A 17,079-nucleotide genomic window follows, 5' to 3' on the forward strand; every position below is an offset into this window, starting at 1 on the left:
AACTAATCTGTATAGTTGCATGACGTAATCAATTAGTTCATTCCGACGGAGGTTCGCTGTGCCGGAAAAGGCTCAGGCCCACGAACTCGCCGACGCCATCTTCATGTTCGGTCGCACGCTGCGTGGTGCACTCGTGCACCACGACACCGATGTGCTTCCTTCCGCGCTCGTCGCGGTGCTGTTCGTGCTCGCACGGATGGGGGAGTGCCGGCCCAGCGAGCTCGCCGTCGAAATGTGCGTCAGCCAGTCGTCGTTGAGCAGACAGATCGCCGAACTCGTCGAGCGAGGCCTCGTGGATCGACATCCCGATCCCGACGATCGTCGTGCTCACCGGGTGAGTTGTTCGGTCGCGGGTATCGAGATCCTCGACCTCGTGAAGAAGCGCCGGACCGAACGGCTCTCCGCAGAACTCTCGGACTGGCACGAGGACGAGATCGCAGGCGCCATCACGACGCTCGAACGTCTCACCTCGTCCCTGGCTCCGCTCGTCATCGATACTCGAAGGACCAATTCATGACCACAGTCTCCGGACAGGGAGCGCAGCCGGATGCTCCGGCAGCCGAGGAGCAGATGACGCACCGCGAGATCCTCGTCGTGCTGTCGGGCCTCCTCGCCGCTCTCTTCACGGCGTTGCTGAGCAGCACCATCGTCTCGACCGCTCTGCCGACGATCATCGCGGATCTGAACGGTACCCAGACCCAGTACGCCTGGGTCATCACCACGGCGCTGCTCGCGAACGCCGCGTCGACGCCCATCTGGGGCAAGTTCGCCGACCTGTTCAACAAGAAGCTGCTCGTCCAGCTCGGGATCCTGGTCTTCGTGATCGGCTCGGTCCTGGCCGGCATCGCGCACAACGTGCCGGTCCTGCTCGCCGCCCGCGTGATCCAGGGCATCGGCATGGGTGGTCTGACCGCTCTCGTCGTCGCGATCATCGGCAGCATCATCCCGCCCCGCCAGCGCGGCCGGTACTCCGGCTACATGGGCGCCGTCATGGCCGTCGCCATGTCGGGTGGACCCGTGCTCGGTGGTGTCATCGTCGACCTCCTCGGCTGGCGCTGGTGCTTCTACGTCTGCGTGCCGATCGCCGTCGTCGCGCTGATCCTGCTGCAGCGCACGCTGCACGTCACGACCGTCCGCAAGGAGAACGTGAGCATCGACTGGTTCGGCGCCACGCTCATCACCGCCGCCGTGAGTGTCCTGCTCGTCTGGGTGTCCTTCGCCGGTAAGGCCGACTACTACGAGTGGTTCTCGGCCGAGTCTGCCCTCTACGTCGGTGCCGGCATCGTCCTGCTCGTCGCGACGCTGATCGTCGAGTCGAAGGTCGCCGATCCGATCATCCCGCTGAAGATCGTCACCGAACGCACCACCGGTCTCGCGATCATCGCGTCCGTGGCAGTCGGTATCGGCCTGTTCGGCGCCACCACCTTCCTCGGCCAGTACTTCCAGACCTCGCGGGCCTACAGCCCGACGGTCGCCGGTCTGCTCACTATCCCGATGGTCGCCGGCACACTCGTCTCGTCGATGCTTTCCGGTCAGCTCATCACGCGCTTCGGCAAGTGGAAGGGCTTCCTGGTCGGCGGCGCGATTCTGCAGATGGTCGGTTTCGGACTTCTCGGCACGGTCGACCACCTCACCTCGCTCACGCTCATCAGCGTGTACATCGCGATCGTGGGTCTGGGCACCGGCATGCTGATGCAGAACCTCGTCCTCGCCGTGCAGAACACCGTGAGCGTGCGCAACATCGGCGCCGCGAGCAGTTCCGTCGCCTTCTTCCGCACCTTCGGTGGCGCGATCGGTGTGTCGGTGCTCGGTTCGATCCTCGCGTCCCGTGTCGCGACGATCTCCGCCGACGGCCTCGCGAAGCTCGGTGTGGACACCTCCGGTGGCGGATCGGGTGGAACTCTCGACTTCTCCCAGTTGCCCGAGCCGGTGGCCGAAGTCATCCGTGCCGCCTACGGCGACGCGACGGCGACCCTCTTCCTCGTGGCGGCGGCGTTCGCGGTCGTTACCCTGGTGGCAGTGGTGCTGATCCCGAACCAGGCGTTGCGCACCACCATCGACCTCGTCGAGGAGAAGTCGCCGGCCGATCGCGCCGACATCTCCTCGTGAGGGTGACCTCGCTCACCGGCGGACGATCCGCCCGCCGGTGACCAGGAGATCACGCGGAAGCGAGGCGGTGGCGGGAGACGCTCCGTTCCCGCGCTCCGTAGACTGAGGAAATCACTCGCGCGACGAGCGTGAGGCACGAGCCGGAGGGAGCTGTTCCAGTTGGGTGTTCTGTCCCGCATCCAGTCGCCCGACGATCTACGTCGACTCTCCCCTGTGGAGCTCACCGAGCTTGCGGGGGAGATCCGGGAATTCCTGGTCGAGAAGGTCGCGGCGACCGGCGGTCACCTCGGGCCCAATCTCGGCGTCGTCGAGCTGACCATCGCTCTGCACCGGGTGTTCGATTCGCCACGCGATCCGATCCTCTTCGACACCGGTCATCAGGCCTACGTCCACAAGATCCTCACCGGTCGTCGCGACGAGTTCGACAGTCTCCGGCAGAAGGGTGGGTTGTCCGGCTACCCGTGCCGCGCGGAGAGCGAACACGACTGGATCGAGTCGTCGCACGCCTCGGCCGCCCTGTCGTACGCCGACGGACTCGCCAAGGCCTATTCGCTGTCCGGACAGTCCGATCGGACCGTGGTGGCCGTCGTGGGCGACGGCGCGCTGACCGGCGGTATGTGCTGGGAAGCGCTCAACAACATCGCCGCCGGGCAGAACCGCTCGATGGTGATCGTCGTCAACGACAACGGCCGCTCATACGCACCCACGATCGGCGGTCTCGCCGAGCACCTCGCGGCGCTGCGCCTCAAGCCCGGCTACGAGAAGGTGCTCGACAACAGTCGGCGCATCGTCAAGCGGATCCCCTGGATCGGCTCGGCGGCCTACTCGGTGCTGCACGGCATGAAGGCCGGTGTGAAGGACGCGGTCAGCCCGCAGGTGCTCTTCACCGATCTGGGCATCAAGTACCTCGGCCCGGTCGACGGGCACGACGAGCAGGCCATGGAATCGGCGCTGCGTCGCGCGAAGGCGTACGGCGGCCCGGTCCTCGTCCACGCCGTCACCCGCAAGGGAGCCGGCTACGCGCCCGCCGAGAACCACCTCGCCGATCAGATGCATGCCACGGGCGTGATGGATCCGCGCACGGGTCGGGCGAAGTCCACCTCCGCCCCCGACTGGACGTCGGTCTTCTCCGACGAACTCATCGCGCTGGGGGAGAAGCGGGAGGACGTCGTGGCGATCACCGCTGCGATGCCCGGACCGACCGGACTCGCCAAGTTCGGCGAACGGTTCCCCGAGCGCACCTTCGACGTCGGCATCGCCGAACAGCACGCGGTGACGTCGGCGGCGGGGCTCGCGCTCGGTGGGATGCATCCCGTCGTCGCCGTCTACTCGACCTTCCTCAACCGCGCGTTCGACCAGCTGCTCATGGACGTCGCACTGCTTCGGCAGCCGGTCACCGTGGTGCTCGACCGGGCGGGTGTCACGGGTTCCGACGGGGCCAGTCACAACGGCATGTGGGATCTGTCCCTGCTGGGCATCGTTCCCGGCATCCGGGTCGCCGCTCCGCGCGACGGGGCGACGCTGCGCGAGGAACTCGGTGAGGCGCTCGACGTCTCCGACGGCCCGACCGTCCTCCGGTTCCCCAAAGGCTCGGTGGGAGAAGACATTCCGGCGCTTGAGCGTCTCGACGGCACGGTCGACGTGCTGCGGATGCCGCCGTCGCGGCGCGGCGACGCACTGATCGTCGCGGTCGGCGCCTTCGCCGGTCTCGCGCTCGACGTCGCCGATCGTCTCTCCAAGCAGGGCATCGACGCCGCGGTCGTCGACCCGCGGTGGGTCTTCCCCGTGCCCGACGCGGTGGTCGACCTCGCACGCGGCTTCCGGATCGTCGTCACGATCGAGGACAGCGGCCTCCACGGTGGTGTCGGCTCGGCGGTCTCCGCCGCGCTGCGCCGCAACGACGTCGATGTGCCCACGCGCGATCTCGGGGTGCCGCAGCAGTTCCTCGATCACGCCTCCCGCAACGAGATCCACGCCGAACTCGGTCTGACGGCCCAGGATGTGGCGCGTCAGGTCACCGGCTGGGTCGCCGGTCTGGACAGCGAACCCGAGGAGCGATCGCGACCCTCGGCGGTCGAGCAGTCCGACCGCGAAGCGGGCTGAGTCCGACCGACGCAGGTGCACAGACGCGAGGGGCGGTATCCGGTGATCCGGATACCGCCCCTGGCGTCTGTATCGACTAGCTCTGCATCTCCTCGAGTTCCATGCCCTTGGTCTCGGGGATCTTCGTCTTGACGAAGAAGAACGACAGCAGGGCGAAGAACGCGAACAGTCCGTACAGGAACCACAGCCCGACCGCGGAGGTCAGCGGCGGGAACGCCAGTGTCACCGTGAAATTCGCGATCCAGTTCGCCGCGGTGCTGATACCGAGGGCCACCGCGCGCATGCGGTTCGGGAACATCTCGCCGAGCATCACCCACATGATCGGACCCCAGGTGGCGGCGAAGAAGATCACGAAGGCGTTCGCGCCGACGAGGGCGAGCGCACCCCACGGTGCCGGAAGTTCGACATCCTCACCGCTGCCGACCGCCTGCGAGAAGGCGATGGCGGCGAGCAGCAGGCTGACGAACATGCCGATCGAACCGGTCATCAACAGCGGACGGCGGCCGATCTTGTCGACGAACAGGATCGCGACGAACGTCATGAGCACGTTGATCACGGCCGTGATCACCGACGTCGTGAACGACTGGTTCTCGGTGAAGCCCACCGACTTCCACAGGGTCGTCGAGTAGTAGAAGATCGCGTTGATACCGACGAACTGCTGGAAGACGGCCATCGTGATGCCGACCCACACCAGCGGCTGCAGACCGAAGACCGGACCGCGGATGTCGCCGAAGGACGCCTTCGACTCGCGTCGCAGCGTCAGCCGGATCTCGCGGACACGCTCGTCGGGCCGGAGTTCGCCCGTGACGTTGGCCAGGACGGCCGCAGCCTCCTCGTCCATGTCCTTGCCGACGAGATAACGGGGGGACTCCGGGATCGTCAGCGCCAGTACGCCGTAGAGGACGGCGGGCGCGACGCCGACGAGGAACATCCAACGCCAAGCCTCGAGATTCCACCACAGCTCGTTCGACGCTCCACCGGCGGCGTTCTGCAGCACCGCGTCGGACAGCAGGGCCGCGAAGATGCCGAGAGTGATGGCGAGCTGCTGCAGTGATGCGAGGGCGCCGCGGTAGCGAGCGGGTGCGATCTCGGAGATGTAGGTCGGGGCGATGACCGAGGCGATACCGATGCCGAGGCCGCCGAGCACACGCCACAGCATGAGATCGGGAACGCTGAAGGCCAGACCGGACCCGATCGACGAGATGACGAACAGGGCGGAGCCGAGGAGCATCACCCGCTTGCGGCCCCAACTGTCGGCGAGGCGTCCGGCGAACCATGCCCCGACGGCACAGCCGAGCAGGGCGATGGCGACGGCGAAACCGGTCACGAACGAACTGAGTGCGAAGTTGTCCTGGATGGAGTCGACGGCACCGTTGATGACCGAGCTGTCGAAGCCGAACAGGAAACCGCCCACGGCCGCCGCGACGGTCACGGCGATGACTTTCGCGGCGTGTGCGGTCGATGGTTGGGTCACCGAGGAACTCCTGGATCGGACTGGCCGCGAGGGCGGGAAAAGGGCTGGACACAGTGTGTTTTCTTCAGGGGAACATTACGCCGGGGTGAACGGCCGACTCGACGTTTCCGGCGAGAACTCGCCCGCAGGGCGGACTTCGAACGGGACATCCACGGAGTGTGGCGACGCCTCCGAGCGGGCAAGAAGTTAAGATGTATTCTCTCTGCTTCGTTGCTCTGCCTGCGACCTTCCCATCCGGGGAGGACCTCCGCTTGACACTGTGTGATCTGGGAATACAGTCTCTTTCCATGACTCGGCGACGACCGGATGCGACGGTACAGGGTGTGGTGGGTGAAGCGGCGTTCCTGCTGACCTCACCTCGGAGGTTCCTCATGGAGATCGCTCTGCCTCCGGTGGGGCACGGGGTGGTGGAACACAGCAAGGCGCTCATCGATCCCGTCACACGCTTCCGGAACACGAGTGCGTACATCTTCCTCGTGGCGTTCGGCGACGACGAGGAACGGCGCAGGGTGGTGCGTTTCGTCAACCGCGCCCACGCACCGGTTCGCTCCGACGGATACAACGCCTTCGATCCGAAGCTCCAGTTGTGGATCGCCGCGGTGATGTTCCACGGCGGCCGCGACGTGTACGAGCGGTTCTTCGGCCGCCTCGACCGGGCCGAGGCCGAACGGCTGTACCGCGAGTTCGCGGTCTACGGCACGTCGTTGCAGGTACCTGAGGAGATGTGGCCCGCGGACCTCGACGCGTTCGATGCCTACTGGCACAGTGTCGTCGACGATCTCGAGATCGACGAGACCGTTCGTTCCTACGCACGCGCCCTGCTCTCCGGTGGCGACCTGCCGATCGTCGTCCGGCCGGCGATGGCGCTCAATAGGTTCTTCACCCTGGGCATGCTCGATCCCCGTATCCGTGAGGCCTACCGCTTCACGTGGACCGAGGCCCACCAGCGATGGTTCGACCGCCTCATGCGGATCGCGGTGCCCGCCTACCGGGCGCTGCCCGCGGCGGCGCGCCACCTGCCCAAGAGGCTGGTCCTGCGCGACGCGCGTAAGAGGTTCGCCGCGGTGCCCGCGCACGTCGCTGCTGGCTAGATGTGCTGCCCGGGACGCGGAAGCGCCGGAACGAAGCAGTACGTAGGAGAGACGGCGGAGATCAGTTCTCCGCCGTCAGGGCCTTCGCGAGTCGCGGCACGGTCAACGCGCGCTGCCACGGACGTGCCCCGCCCTCGGCGAAGCGGCCGTCGATGTACTCCTCGACGTCGCCCCCGTCGGAGACGTCCCAGTCCCAGCACAGGCGCCGAACGAGTTCGGGACTGATCAGGTTCTCGACCGGAACGGCGACTTCCTCGCTCAGAGCGGCGAGTTCGCCGCGCGCGAGGGCGAGACGTGCGGCCTCCTCGGGGTGGTGGCGCGACCACCGGCCGGCCGGCGGAGGCCCGGTCAGGGGCGGGGTGAGGGGTGGGAGCCGGTCCTCCGGCAGTGCACGGGCCCGCTCGATCGCGTTGAGCCACGCGCGGGAGGAACGCCGCTGCCGCGGACCGCCGAAGACCGGAAGCTTCTGCAGCTGTTCGACGGTCGTGGGATTCGCCTCCGCGGCGGCGATGATCGCGGAGTCGGGAAGGATGCGCCCCGGCGCGATGTCGCGCCGGGCGGCGATCTCGTCGCGAGTGGTCCACAGTTCCCGGACGATCGCCAGGCGGCGTCGGTCCTTGATCGCGTGGATCTTGGACGTGCGGCGCCATCGATCGGGCTTCGGAGCGGGCGGTCCCGCGAGCCGGATGTGCTCGAATTCCTGGGCGGCCCACTCGGTCTTGTTCTGCCGCTCGAGTTCACTCGCCATCGCGTCGCGGAGTTCCACGAGCGGTTCGACGTCGAGCGCTGCGTAATTGAGCCACGACTCGGGAAGCGGCCGCGTCGACCAGTCCGCCGCACCGTGGCCCTTGCGCAGCTCGAGGCCGAGGGTCTCGGCCACGATCGCGGCGAGACCGACGCGGGGGAATCCGGCGAGGCGACCGGCGAGTTCGGTGTCGTACAACTTCGCCGGGCGGAGTCCGAGTTCGGCCAGGCCGGGGAGATCCTGGTCGGCGGAGTGCAGGACCCATTCGAGGTCGTTGATCACCTCGGCCAGGGGAGCAAGATCGTCCCGTGTCGGAATGGGGTCGAGCAGCACCGTGCCGGCGCCCTCACGGCGGAGCTGTACGAGATAGGCGCGCGCGGAGTAGCGGTAGCCCGACGCGCGTTCGGCGTCGACGGCGAGCGGGCCGTGTCCCTGCGCCAGCATCGCTGCGGCCTCGGCGACCCCGCGCGCCGTGGTGACGACCTCCGGGACGCCGTCGCGCGGTTCGAGGAGCGGCACCGTCGTCACGCTCGTGCTCTTCTGCTCGTCCTCGTCGTTCTGTGCCGGCATGGGCGTGACTCTAGCGGTGTCGTCCCCGTGCGCAATTCCGTTCCTGTCCGGAACGTCCGATCGGCGGACACACACGGACCCGCTCGACGCCACGCGAACCCCCTCCGGGGTACCGCGTCACCCCTCCTGCGAGACGACGTCGTCGCTTTCCGCACCCGCCGCGAGGATGAGGTCCTCGAGGGCGGGGGAGAAGTCGTCGACGAGTTCCCACAGGTCGGGAACGAGATCGGGACACGAGATCAGGCCGATGTCGAGCCTGCCGTCGAGGGAGAGCACCGTCACGTTGAGCGCGGCGCCGTGGAAGATCGGGCCGAAGGGATACATCGCCGTCATGCGCGCACCCAGGAAGTACAGCGGGACGGGCGGTCCGGGCACGTTGGAGATCACGAGGTTGTGGATCACCGGGTGCCGGTCGGCGAGTCGGAGTCCGGCGTAGGCGCGCATCGCGGGAGCGAAGACCGCCGCGCCGAGGAACTGCGACCAGTCCTGCAGCAGGTTCGCGCCGAGATCGGCGTTGTGCTCCTTGGCCACCGCGTTCGCTTCCGCGAGGGTCCGCAGCCGCTCGGCGGGGTCGGCGATGTGGGTGTGGAGGTCGGCGAACATCGCCGAGACCTGGTTGCGTCCCGGGCGATCCGACCTGCCGTGGACCGAGACCGGGATCATCCCGATGAGCGGGGAGTCGGGCAGCTCGCCGCGCCGCTCCAGATATCGGCGCAGCGCACCGGAGCACACGGCCATCACCACGTCGTTGACGGTGACGCCGAAGACGTTCTTCACCAGTTTCACGTCGTCGAGGTTCAACTCGGCGAAGCCGACGTTGCGGTGTCCGGTGATGGTGGAGTTGAACGGGGTGCGCGGCGCCGTGAACGGCGCGGGCATGGCGTCGCCGCGGCGTGCGCGCGCAATCCACGAGGTCAGCGATGTGACCGCGCCGGGGAGGATTCGCAGCAGGTGGAGAGGCCGGCGGGCGACGTTGAGGGCTCCGGCGATCGCGATGGCGAGGTCGTTCGCGTCGCCGGCACCCCACTGGACCGGTTCGGGCCGGGGCTCGGCCGGGTCGAGGCTGCACAGCTGCGCGATGAGTGCGGCACCGGAGACCCCGTCCACCCCGGCGTGGTGCATCTTCGCGATGACCGCAATCCTGCCGTCGTCGAGGCCGCCGACGAACCACATCTCCCACAGCGGCCGCGAGCGATCCAGCGGTTGTGCGGCGATGTGGCCGCACAGGTCCGCGAGCTCGGTCCGGCCGCCCGGAGCGGGCACGCCGACGTGGTGGACGTGCCGGTCGAGGTCGAAGTCGTGGTCGTCGACCCAGACCGGATGGTCGAGGTTGAATCTGCTGTCGGCGAGCTTCATCCGGAACTGGGGTACGGCGGTGAGGCGTGCTTCGAGTTCGTTGCGCAGGCTCACGTAGTCGTAGCCACCCGGGACGGTGGACGGATCGAGCACGATCAGCCCGCAGATGTGGAGGAGCTGACTGGGGGTCTCGAGATAGAGGAAACCGGCATCGAGCCCGCTGAGACGCTGCATGAACCAAGAATAGAACAGGTTCTAGAAATCCGGTCGGATTGCGCCGGTTTTCACCGCTGGAGTCGCGCGACCCCCGCCGGAGGCAGACCCGCGGCATATGCGAGGACGTCGCAGAACGCCTCCACGTGCGGGGTCAGCATGTCGGACTGCGGAGTCCACGACGCGCGCAGTTCCAGTTGGTGGGCGCGTCCCGGGCCCGCGATGTCCCCGAACCGTACGGAGGTCGTCGCGGTCACCGTGCCGCCGAGCGCCGTGAGCGGTTCACCGTGCGCGGCGAGGGCGTCGACGAGCCAACTCCACGCGACCTCCGGTAGCAGCGAGTCCGCTGCCAGGCTCTCGTCGACGTCGGCCTGGATGTACGAGACGAGCCGGGTGGTCCCGTGCCACGCCTCGTCGCCGTCGGGGTCGTAGAGAAGGATGAGTCGGCCGAACGCGTCGCCCTCGGACTGCTCGGGCACCCGGTCCGTCTCGTCGTGCAGGACCTCGGCGCCCAGGGCGTAGCTGTAGGGAGCGAGCCGTTGCGGGGGGCGGATCGGCCCGACCTCGATCTCCGGGCGCACGGTGGCCGCGTTCATCGCATCGACTGCGGAACGGAAGCGGGCCGGCTCGGCGGGCGAGGTGGTCACCGAGCGGAGGTTAGTGCCGGTGACGCACCGCACGCGGGAGGCGCGCCGATTCCGGCGAACGGCACGGGCGTGGCAGCATGGGCAGCGGGTCCGGACCACACGTCCTGTGTGCGCCCCGGCAGACGCTGCCCTGCGCGACGGCGCGCAGTGCCCGAAGAACGAGGATCGATGACCGGCTTGGAGAACACGAACGTCGGATCTGCGGCGCCCGCGGAGTACCCCGCGCGGAGGATCCTGCCCCATGCGCCCCTGCTGTCGGCCGCGCGCGGTGAGAAGCCGGCCCACCGGCCCGTGTGGTTCATGCGCCAGGCCGGCCGCTCCCTGCCCGAGTACCGGGAGATCCGGACCGGCATCGGCATGCTCGAATCGTGCTTCGACCCCGAACTGGTCTGCGAGATCACGATGCAGCCGGTGCGGCGGCACAAGGTCGACGCCGCCATCCTCTTCTCCGACATCGTCGTCCCGCTCAAGGCCGCCGGGATCGACCTCGACATCGTCGCGGGCACGGGCCCGGTCGTCGCGAACCCCGTCCGCACCGCCGCCGACGTCACCGCGCTGCCGACCCTCGAGGCCGAAGAGGTCGGAGCGGTCGCCCGCGCGGTCGGTCTGCTGACCCGCGAACTCGGCGACACCCCGCTCATCGGATTCGCGGGCGCGCCCTTCACCTTGGCCTCCTATCTCGTCGAAGGCGGCCCGAGCCGCAACCACGAGCGCACCAAGGCGCTCATGCACGCCGACCCGAAGACCTGGCACGCCCTTCTCGGCAAGCTCACCGACGTCGCCATCGCCTTCCTGCGCGCGCAGATCGGTGCCGGTGTCGACGCCGTCCAGCTCTTCGACTCGTGGGCCGGCGCCCTCTCGCTCGCCGACTACCGCGAGTACGTCCTGCCGCACTCCGAGCGTGTCTTCGCCGAGATCGCCGGTGCGGGGGTGCCGCGCATCCACTTCGGTGTCGGTACCGGGGAGCTCCTCGGCGCCATGGGTGAGGCGGGTGCCGACGTGGTCGGCGTCGATTGGCGTATCCCGCTCGACGTCGCCGCGACCCGCGTCGGCCCCGGCAAGGCCCTGCAGGGCAATCTCGATCCCGCGATCCTGTTCGCGGGCCGGGAGGTGGTCGAACGCGAGGTGCGCCGCATCGTCGCCGAGGCCGACCGTGCTCTCGAGGCCGGCGCCATCGGACACATCTTCAATCTCGGTCACGGCGTCCTGCCCGACACCGATCCCGACGTCATCACGCGAGTGGTCGAGCTGGTGCATTCGCTGTGACCCCGCCGACGGTCGCGGTCGTCGGCGGTGGGATCAGTGGGCTCGTCGCCGCGTACCGGCTGCGTCGTTCGCTCGGCGCCGCCGCGCGGATCGTCGTGCTCGAGCGATCGTCGCGGCTCGGCGGCAAGCTCCGTACGGTCCCGCTTGCGGGCGACCCCGTCGACGTCGGTGCCGAGGCGTTCATCGCACGCCGACCCGAGGTGCTCGCGCTCGTCGAGGAACTCGGGCTGAGCGACCACGTCGTCCACCCCACGGCCGCCCGTCCGCTCCTGTACGCCGACGCGCGACTGCATCCGCTGCCGACGGGCACGTTGATGGGTATCCCCGCCTCCGCGCACTCCGTCGAAGGGCTCGTCGACGACGAGACGCTGGCGCGCATCACCGCCGAGCCCACAGTGCCGTTCCACTGGGACCGGGACTCCGACGTCTCCGTCGCGGATCTCGTCCGATCACGCTTCGGTGAGCAGGTGGTGCGGCGCAGCGTCGACCCGCTGCTCGGCGGGGTGTACTCGGGGCTGTCCGACACCGCGGGTGTCCGTGCCACCGTCCCGACGCTCGCCGCGGCCCTCGACGCCGGCGCGACGAGCCTGAGCGACGCCGTCGCCCGCGCTCTGCCCCCGAAGTCGGACGCCCCGGTCTTCGGGACGCTGCGCGAGGGCTACGGCGTGTTGATCGAAGCCCTCGTCCGCGGGGCCGACGCCGAGTTCCTCTACGGCACGGCCGCATCCGGACTGAAGCGCAGCGGTGGCCGGTGGTCGGTCGATCCGCTCGGCGAGGTCGACGGTGTGGTGCTCGCCGTGCCCGCCCCGGATGCCGCCCGGCTGCTGGTCGACAGCGTGCGATCCGCCGCACAGTGCGCAGCGCAGATCCCGCTCGCCTCGTCGGTGGTGGTCGCGCTCGCGTTGCCGCACGACGCCGGCCTCCCGCAGAACTCCGGGATCCTCGTCGCGACCGGGGAGGAACTGTCGGCGAAGGCCTTCACGCTGTCGAGCCGCAAGTGGCCGCACCTCGCCGAACGGCCCGTCGCGCTCGCCCGCGCGTCGTTCGGGCGGTTCGGCGACGACGCGCTCGTCGACGCGTCCGAGGCCGACCTGATCGCGCTGGCCCGCGCGGATCTCGCGACCGTGACCGGAGTCGACGCCGAACCGGTGGCCGCCTTCGTGCAGCGGTGGCACGGCGGGCTGCCGCAGTACCGCGAACACCACCGCGAGATCGTCGCCGCCTTCGAGGCCGAGATCGCAGGGATCGACGGACTCGAGGTCGCCGGCGCGATGCTGCACGGTGTGGGTGTACCTGCATGTGTCGCAACAGGCACGGCCGCGGCCGCACGCCTGACTGCACGAATGGAAGGATGAACGTCATGGCACGTCTCGACTACGACAAGCTCAATTCCACCCTCCGCTACGCGATGTGGTCGGTCTTCCAGGTCCGGCCCGGCGTCCTCGGCGACGACCGCGCCGCGGCGATCGAGGACGCGAAGGCGTTCTTCGCCCGCTTCGACGACACCGACGTGATCGTCCGCGGCATCTACGACGTGGCCGGCACCCGCGCGGACGCCGACTTCATGATCTGGACCCACGCCGAGCACATCGAGGATCTGCAGAAGCTGTACGCCGACTTCCGGCGCACCACGATCCTCGGCCGCGCGAGCACCCCGGTCTGGTCGAACACCGCACTGCACCGGCCCGCGGAGTTCAACAAGAGCCACCTGCCCGCCTTCATCGCGGGGGAGGAGCCGGGCAACTACGTCTGCGTGTACCCCTTCGTGCGGTCCTACGAGTGGTACCTGCTGCCCGACGAGCAGCGCCGCAAGATGCTCGCCGACCACGGCATGGCGGCCCGCGGCTACCCCGACGTCCGCGCCAACACCGTTCCGGCCTTCGCGCTCGGCGACTACGAGTGGATCCTCGCCTTCGAGGCGCCGGAGCTGCACCGCATCGTCGATCTCATGCGCGACCTGCGTGCCACCGACGCGCGCCTGCACGTGCGGGAGGAGACCCCCTTCTTCACCGGACCGCGGGTCGACGTCGAAGCCCTCGTCGCGTCGCTGCCCTGACGTGACCTCGACGAGCGCGGTGCCACCGGAGGGAGACGGTCGTCTGTTCTCCCAGATGGCGCACTGGGGCATGTTCTCGGCGCAGGCACGCGACGGCGAGGTCGTCGCCGTGCAGCCCTACGCCGGGGACCGCGACCCCTCACCGATCCTGGGGAACATCCCCGGATCGGTGCGGCACCGTGCTCGCATCGCCGGGCCGGCCGTCCGCCGCGGCTGGCTCGAGAACGGACCGGGACCGAGCACACGACGCGGCGACGACGAGTACGTCGCCGTCTCGTGGGACGAACTCACCGAGATCCTCGCGGGCGAACTGCAGCGCGTGAAGGACCGGCACGGCAACCGAGCGATCTTCGGCGGCTCCTACGGCTGGTCCGCCCCGGGCCGGTTCCACCACGCACAGAGCCAGGTGCACCGCTTCCTGAAGATGTTCGGCGGCTACACCCGCTCGGTGCACTCCTACTCGCTCGGCGCGACCGGCGTGATCATGCCGCACGTCGTGGGCACCCACTGGAAACTGTTCGCGCGCTCGACCTCCTGGGAGGTCATCGCCCGCGACACCGATCTGATGGTGTGTTTCGGCGGGATCCCGCTCAAGAACACCGCTGTCAACGACGGCGGCACGAGCGATCACCCCACCCGCGACGCCCTCGACCGGATGCGGGCCCGCGGCGGACGGATCGTCTCGTTCAGCCCGATCCGCAGCGACGTGCACGGTGAGCACGAGTGGCTCGCGCCGCGGCCGGGCACCGACGTCGCGATCATGCTCGCCCTCGGCTACGTCCTGGCCACCGAAGGTCTGGCCGACCGCGAGTTCCTCGACCGCTACTGCACCGGTTACGACCGCTTCGAGGAGTATCTGCTCGGCCGCACCGACGGCGTCCCGAAGACCCCCGAGTGGGCCGCCGGACTGTCGGGCATCCCGGCCGGCACCCTCGTCGACCTCGCGCGACGCATGGCCCGCGGCCGCACCCTGGTGTCGGTCACATGGTCGCTGCAACGCGTGCGGCACGGCGAGCAGGCGCCCTGGGCGGGCGTGACCCTCGCCGCGATGCTCGGTCAACTCGGCGTTCCCGGAGGCGGTTTCGGCCACGGCTACGGGTCGATGAACGAACCCGGTCTCGCGCCCGTCCCGTATCCGCTGCCCACCCTGTTCCAGGGCAACAACGACGTCGAGGACTTCATCCCCGTCGCCGCGATCTCCGACCTGCTGTTGCGGCCCGGGGAGCAGTTCGACTACGACGGCCGTCGCCTGACCTTCCCGGACATCCGGCTCGTGTACTGGGCGGGTGGCAATCCCTTCCACCACCACCAGGACATCGGCCGGCTCCGCCGGGCCCTGCAGCGACCCGACACGATCGTCGTTCACGACCCGTACTGGACGCCGATGGCCAAGCACGCCGACATCGTCGTGCCGTCGACCACGGCGCTCGAGCGCGACGACCTGACGTGCACGCGCAACGATCCGCTGCTCGTCGCGATGCAGGCCGCCGTCCCGCGCTTCGCCGACGCCCGCGACGACTACGACACCTTCACCGCTCTCGCCCACCGCCTCGGCTTCGGCGAGCAGTTCACCGAGGGCCGGACCTCCCGGCAGTGGCTCGAACACCTCTACGAGCAGTGGCGCGGTTTCGTCCTCGCCGACGACCAACGCATCGAGGACCCACCGCCCTTCGACGACTTCTGGTACGGCGGACCGGTCCGGATGCGGACCGAGGACGATCTGACGCTGTTCGAGGATTTCCGGTCCGACCCCGAGGCGAACCCGCTACGGACTCCCAGTGGACGGCTCGAGATCTTCTCCGCCGACATCGACTCGTTCGGCTACGACGACTGCGCCGGGCACCCCACCTGGTACGAACCCGACGAATGGCTCGGCTCCTCGCGGGTCGAACGGTTCCCACTGCACCTGATCGCCAACCAGCCGGCCACGCGCCTGCACGGGCAGCTCGATCACGGCTCGGTGAGCCAGGCGTCGAAGATCCGTGGCCGCGAACCGATCCGGATGCGTCCCGACGACGCGGCCGCGCGAGGTCTGGAGGCCGGCGACATCGTCCGCGTCTTCAACGATCGTGGTTCGTGCCTTGCCGGGGTCGTCCTCGACGACGGTCTGCTGCCGAACGTCGTCCAGCTCGCGACGGGAGCCTGGTACGACCCGCTGGATCCGTCCGATCCCGGATCGATGTGCGTGCACGGGAACGCGAACGTGCTCACTCCCGACGTCGGCACATCGTCGCTGTCCCACGGCTGCACCGGGCAGCACGTGCTCGTCGATGTCGAGCGGTTCGACGGCGAGCTACCGCCCATCCGGGCCTACGATCCGCCGGTCGTCCGGCAGCGCTGAGTCCTCGCGGCCGAGCACATACGGCCGGAGCGTCACAGACCGAGGGACGACTGGACCTCGCGCAGGGTGGCCGCGGAGGCGGCCAGACCCGCCTCCTCCTCCGGCGACAACGGCACCTCGAGCACGGTGTGCGCGCCGCGCGCGTCGACGACGGTGGGAAGCGAGAGGCAGACGTCCTGCAGGCCGTGCCGCCCGATCTGCAGCGTCGACACCGCAAGCACCCGGCGCTGGTTCCGCAGCACGGCCTCCACGATGCGGGCACTCGACAGTCCGATCGCGAGATTCGTGGCGCCCTTGCCGCGGATGATCTCGTAGGCGCTGCGCACGACCTCCTCGAAGAGTGCGGCGCGGGTCTCCGGACCGAAGACGGGTCGTCCGTCGACGGCGAAGGACTCCACCGGCACACCCCCGATCGCCGCACCCGACCACAGCGCGACCTCCGAATCGCCGTGCTCACCGACGACGAACACGTGGACGTTCTCGATCGCGACGTCGGCGCGGTGGGCGAGCAGATACCGCAGCCGGCCGGAATCGAGCACCGTGCCCGACCCGAAGATCCGGCCGTCCGAGATGCCGGTCGCCGCGATCGCGGCGCGGGTGACGATGTCGACCGGATTGCTGACGAAGACGATCACCGCCTCGGGGGAGACGGACAGCAGGCCGGGCGTCAGGTCCCGTGCCAGGGCGACGTTCGCCGCCGCGAGATCCAGACGCGACTGGCCGGGATGCTGTTTGGCCCCTGCGGTCACGACGATCAGATCGGAACCGGCGGTGACCGCGATGTCGTCGCTGCCCTCGATCCGGCACGACGGCGCGAACTGGGTGCCGTGGTTCAGGTCCAGGACCTCCGCGCGCACCTTCGCGGAATTCGTGTCGAACAGCGCGATGGCGTCTGCCGAACCCCTGAGCAGACACGCATACGCCACCGCGGTACCGACGCTCCCGGCGCCGACGACGGACAGCTTCGTGTGTCGCCGGATTCTCGTACCCGTCTCACCCATGCGAGAAATTGTGGCGTATACAGGCCGCTCGGTCGGTAACCTCGGGCCACATGATTTCGGTCCGCATCGGGACATTCCCTGCGTGCGGCCGGCCCGACGCGATGGCAGCGACTGCTCGAGGAGATCTACCCGAGCCGACCTGCCGCTGTCGCGTAGCCGTTAGCCTC

The 17,079-nt window shown here is 68.9% G+C and carries 13 protein-coding genes; 8 read left to right on the forward strand and 5 right to left on the reverse strand.

The window, feature by feature from the left end; translation table 11 throughout:
* Nucleotides 1-58 precede the first annotated feature (58 nt).
* The 3 genes from ACNJ7K_RS22130 to dxs all read left to right on the forward strand — a co-directional run bounded on the left by ACNJ7K_RS22130 (nt 59) and on the right by dxs (nt 4,212).
* Nucleotides 59-517, forward strand: a complete 459-nt coding sequence (locus tag ACNJ7K_RS22130) for a MarR family winged helix-turn-helix transcriptional regulator (protein ID WP_159418508.1) — start codon at nt 59-61, stop codon at nt 515-517.
* On the forward strand, nt 514-2,109 hold the full coding sequence (locus tag ACNJ7K_RS22135; RefSeq protein WP_159418507.1) for an MDR family MFS transporter: 1,596 nt from the start codon (nt 514-516) through the stop codon (nt 2,107-2,109). The genes ACNJ7K_RS22130 and ACNJ7K_RS22135 overlap by 4 nt, the downstream gene beginning before the upstream one ends.
* A gap of 159 nt (nt 2,110-2,268) precedes the next feature.
* Nucleotides 2,269-4,212, forward strand: a complete 1,944-nt coding sequence (dxs, locus tag ACNJ7K_RS22140; RefSeq protein ID WP_159418506.1) for a 1-deoxy-D-xylulose-5-phosphate synthase — start codon at nt 2,269-2,271, stop codon at nt 4,210-4,212.
* Nucleotides 4,213-4,288: 76 nt separating this feature from the next.
* Here dxs and ACNJ7K_RS22145 read toward each other — a convergent pair whose 3' ends face one another.
* Nucleotides 4,289-5,686 (reverse strand): sugar porter family MFS transporter, encoded by a 1,398-nt coding sequence (locus ACNJ7K_RS22145; RefSeq protein WP_159418505.1) that lies wholly within the window; start codon nt 5,684-5,686, stop codon nt 4,289-4,291.
* Nucleotides 5,687-5,973: 287 nt separating this feature from the next.
* On the opposite strand from ACNJ7K_RS22145, the gene ACNJ7K_RS22150 reads away from it, so the two are divergent.
* The gene (locus ACNJ7K_RS22150) at nt 5,974-6,777 is read left to right on the forward strand and encodes an oxygenase MpaB family protein (protein ID WP_487042189.1); all 804 of its coding nucleotides are present in this window, start codon (nt 5,974-5,976) and stop codon (nt 6,775-6,777) included.
* 61 nt (nt 6,778-6,838) lie between these two features.
* Here the strand turns inward: ACNJ7K_RS22150 and ACNJ7K_RS22155 are convergent, their stop codons facing one another.
* The 3 genes from ACNJ7K_RS22155 to ACNJ7K_RS22165 form a co-directional block, all read right to left on the reverse strand.
* Nucleotides 6,839-8,092, reverse strand: a complete 1,254-nt coding sequence (locus ACNJ7K_RS22155) for an HRDC domain-containing protein (protein ID WP_159418503.1) — start codon at nt 8,090-8,092, stop codon at nt 6,839-6,841.
* A 117-nt stretch (nt 8,093-8,209) separates the two neighbouring features.
* Nucleotides 8,210-9,622, reverse strand: coding sequence for a WS/DGAT/MGAT family O-acyltransferase (locus tag ACNJ7K_RS22160; RefSeq protein WP_230787285.1), 1,413 nt, complete (start codon nt 9,620-9,622; stop codon nt 8,210-8,212).
* Between the two features lie 50 nt (nt 9,623-9,672).
* The gene (locus ACNJ7K_RS22165; RefSeq protein ID WP_026061620.1) at nt 9,673-10,248 is read right to left on the reverse strand and encodes a DUF3000 domain-containing protein; all 576 of its coding nucleotides are present in this window, start codon (nt 10,246-10,248) and stop codon (nt 9,673-9,675) included.
* Nucleotides 10,249-10,416: 168 nt separating this feature from the next.
* On the opposite strand from ACNJ7K_RS22165, the gene hemE reads away from it, so the two are divergent.
* Genes hemE through ACNJ7K_RS22185 form a run of 4 tightly spaced genes read left to right on the forward strand, consistent with a single transcriptional unit; the run spans nt 10,417 to nt 15,911 of the window.
* On the forward strand, nt 10,417-11,514 hold the full coding sequence (gene hemE / locus ACNJ7K_RS22170) for a uroporphyrinogen decarboxylase (RefSeq protein ID WP_230787282.1): 1,098 nt from the start codon (nt 10,417-10,419) through the stop codon (nt 11,512-11,514).
* Complete coding sequence (locus ACNJ7K_RS22175) at nt 11,511-12,869, forward strand: protoporphyrinogen oxidase (protein WP_230787277.1); 1,359 nt, start codon at nt 11,511-11,513, stop codon at nt 12,867-12,869. The genes hemE and ACNJ7K_RS22175 overlap by 4 nt, the downstream gene beginning before the upstream one ends.
* A gap of 5 nt (nt 12,870-12,874) precedes the next feature.
* Nucleotides 12,875-13,570, forward strand: coding sequence for a hydrogen peroxide-dependent heme synthase (gene hemQ, locus ACNJ7K_RS22180; protein ID WP_060651217.1), 696 nt, complete (start codon nt 12,875-12,877; stop codon nt 13,568-13,570).
* Between the two features lie 55 nt (nt 13,571-13,625).
* Nucleotides 13,626-15,911, forward strand: coding sequence for a molybdopterin-dependent oxidoreductase (locus tag ACNJ7K_RS22185; protein WP_487042289.1), 2,286 nt, complete (start codon nt 13,626-13,628; stop codon nt 15,909-15,911).
* A gap of 32 nt (nt 15,912-15,943) precedes the next feature.
* Here the strand turns inward: ACNJ7K_RS22185 and ACNJ7K_RS22190 are convergent, their stop codons facing one another.
* The gene (locus ACNJ7K_RS22190) at nt 15,944-16,912 is read right to left on the reverse strand and encodes an L-lactate dehydrogenase (RefSeq protein ID WP_487042190.1); all 969 of its coding nucleotides are present in this window, start codon (nt 16,910-16,912) and stop codon (nt 15,944-15,946) included.
* Nucleotides 16,913-17,079 lie beyond the last annotated feature (167 nt).

It is taken from the genome of Rhodococcus shunpengi, from assembly GCF_048381395.1.
Classification (GTDB): Bacteria; Actinomycetota; Actinomycetes; order Mycobacteriales; family Mycobacteriaceae; genus Rhodococcus.

Excerpts from the sequence above, each read along its gene's own strand:
- hemQ (WP_060651217.1), top strand. The coding sequence starts at position 12,875 with ATGGCACGTCTCGACTACGACAAGCTCAATTCCACCCTCCGCTACGCG.
- ACNJ7K_RS22135 (WP_159418507.1), top strand. The coding sequence starts at position 514 with ATGACCACAGTCTCCGGACAGGGAGCGCAGCCGGATGCTCCGGCAGCC.
- ACNJ7K_RS22190 (WP_487042190.1), bottom strand. The coding sequence starts at position 16,912 with ATGGGTGAGACGGGTACGAGAATCCGGCGACACACGAAGCTGTCCGTC.
- ACNJ7K_RS22160 (WP_230787285.1), bottom strand. The coding sequence starts at position 9,622 with ATGCAGCGTCTCAGCGGGCTCGATGCCGGTTTCCTCTATCTCGAGACC.
- hemE (WP_230787282.1), top strand. The coding sequence starts at position 10,417 with ATGACCGGCTTGGAGAACACGAACGTCGGATCTGCGGCGCCCGCGGAG.
- ACNJ7K_RS22150 (WP_487042189.1), top strand. The coding sequence starts at position 5,974 with ATGACTCGGCGACGACCGGATGCGACGGTACAGGGTGTGGTGGGTGAA.
- ACNJ7K_RS22155 (WP_159418503.1), bottom strand. The coding sequence starts at position 8,092 with ATGCCGGCACAGAACGACGAGGACGAGCAGAAGAGCACGAGCGTGACG.
- ACNJ7K_RS22185 (WP_487042289.1), top strand. The coding sequence starts at position 13,626 with ATGGCGCACTGGGGCATGTTCTCGGCGCAGGCACGCGACGGCGAGGTC.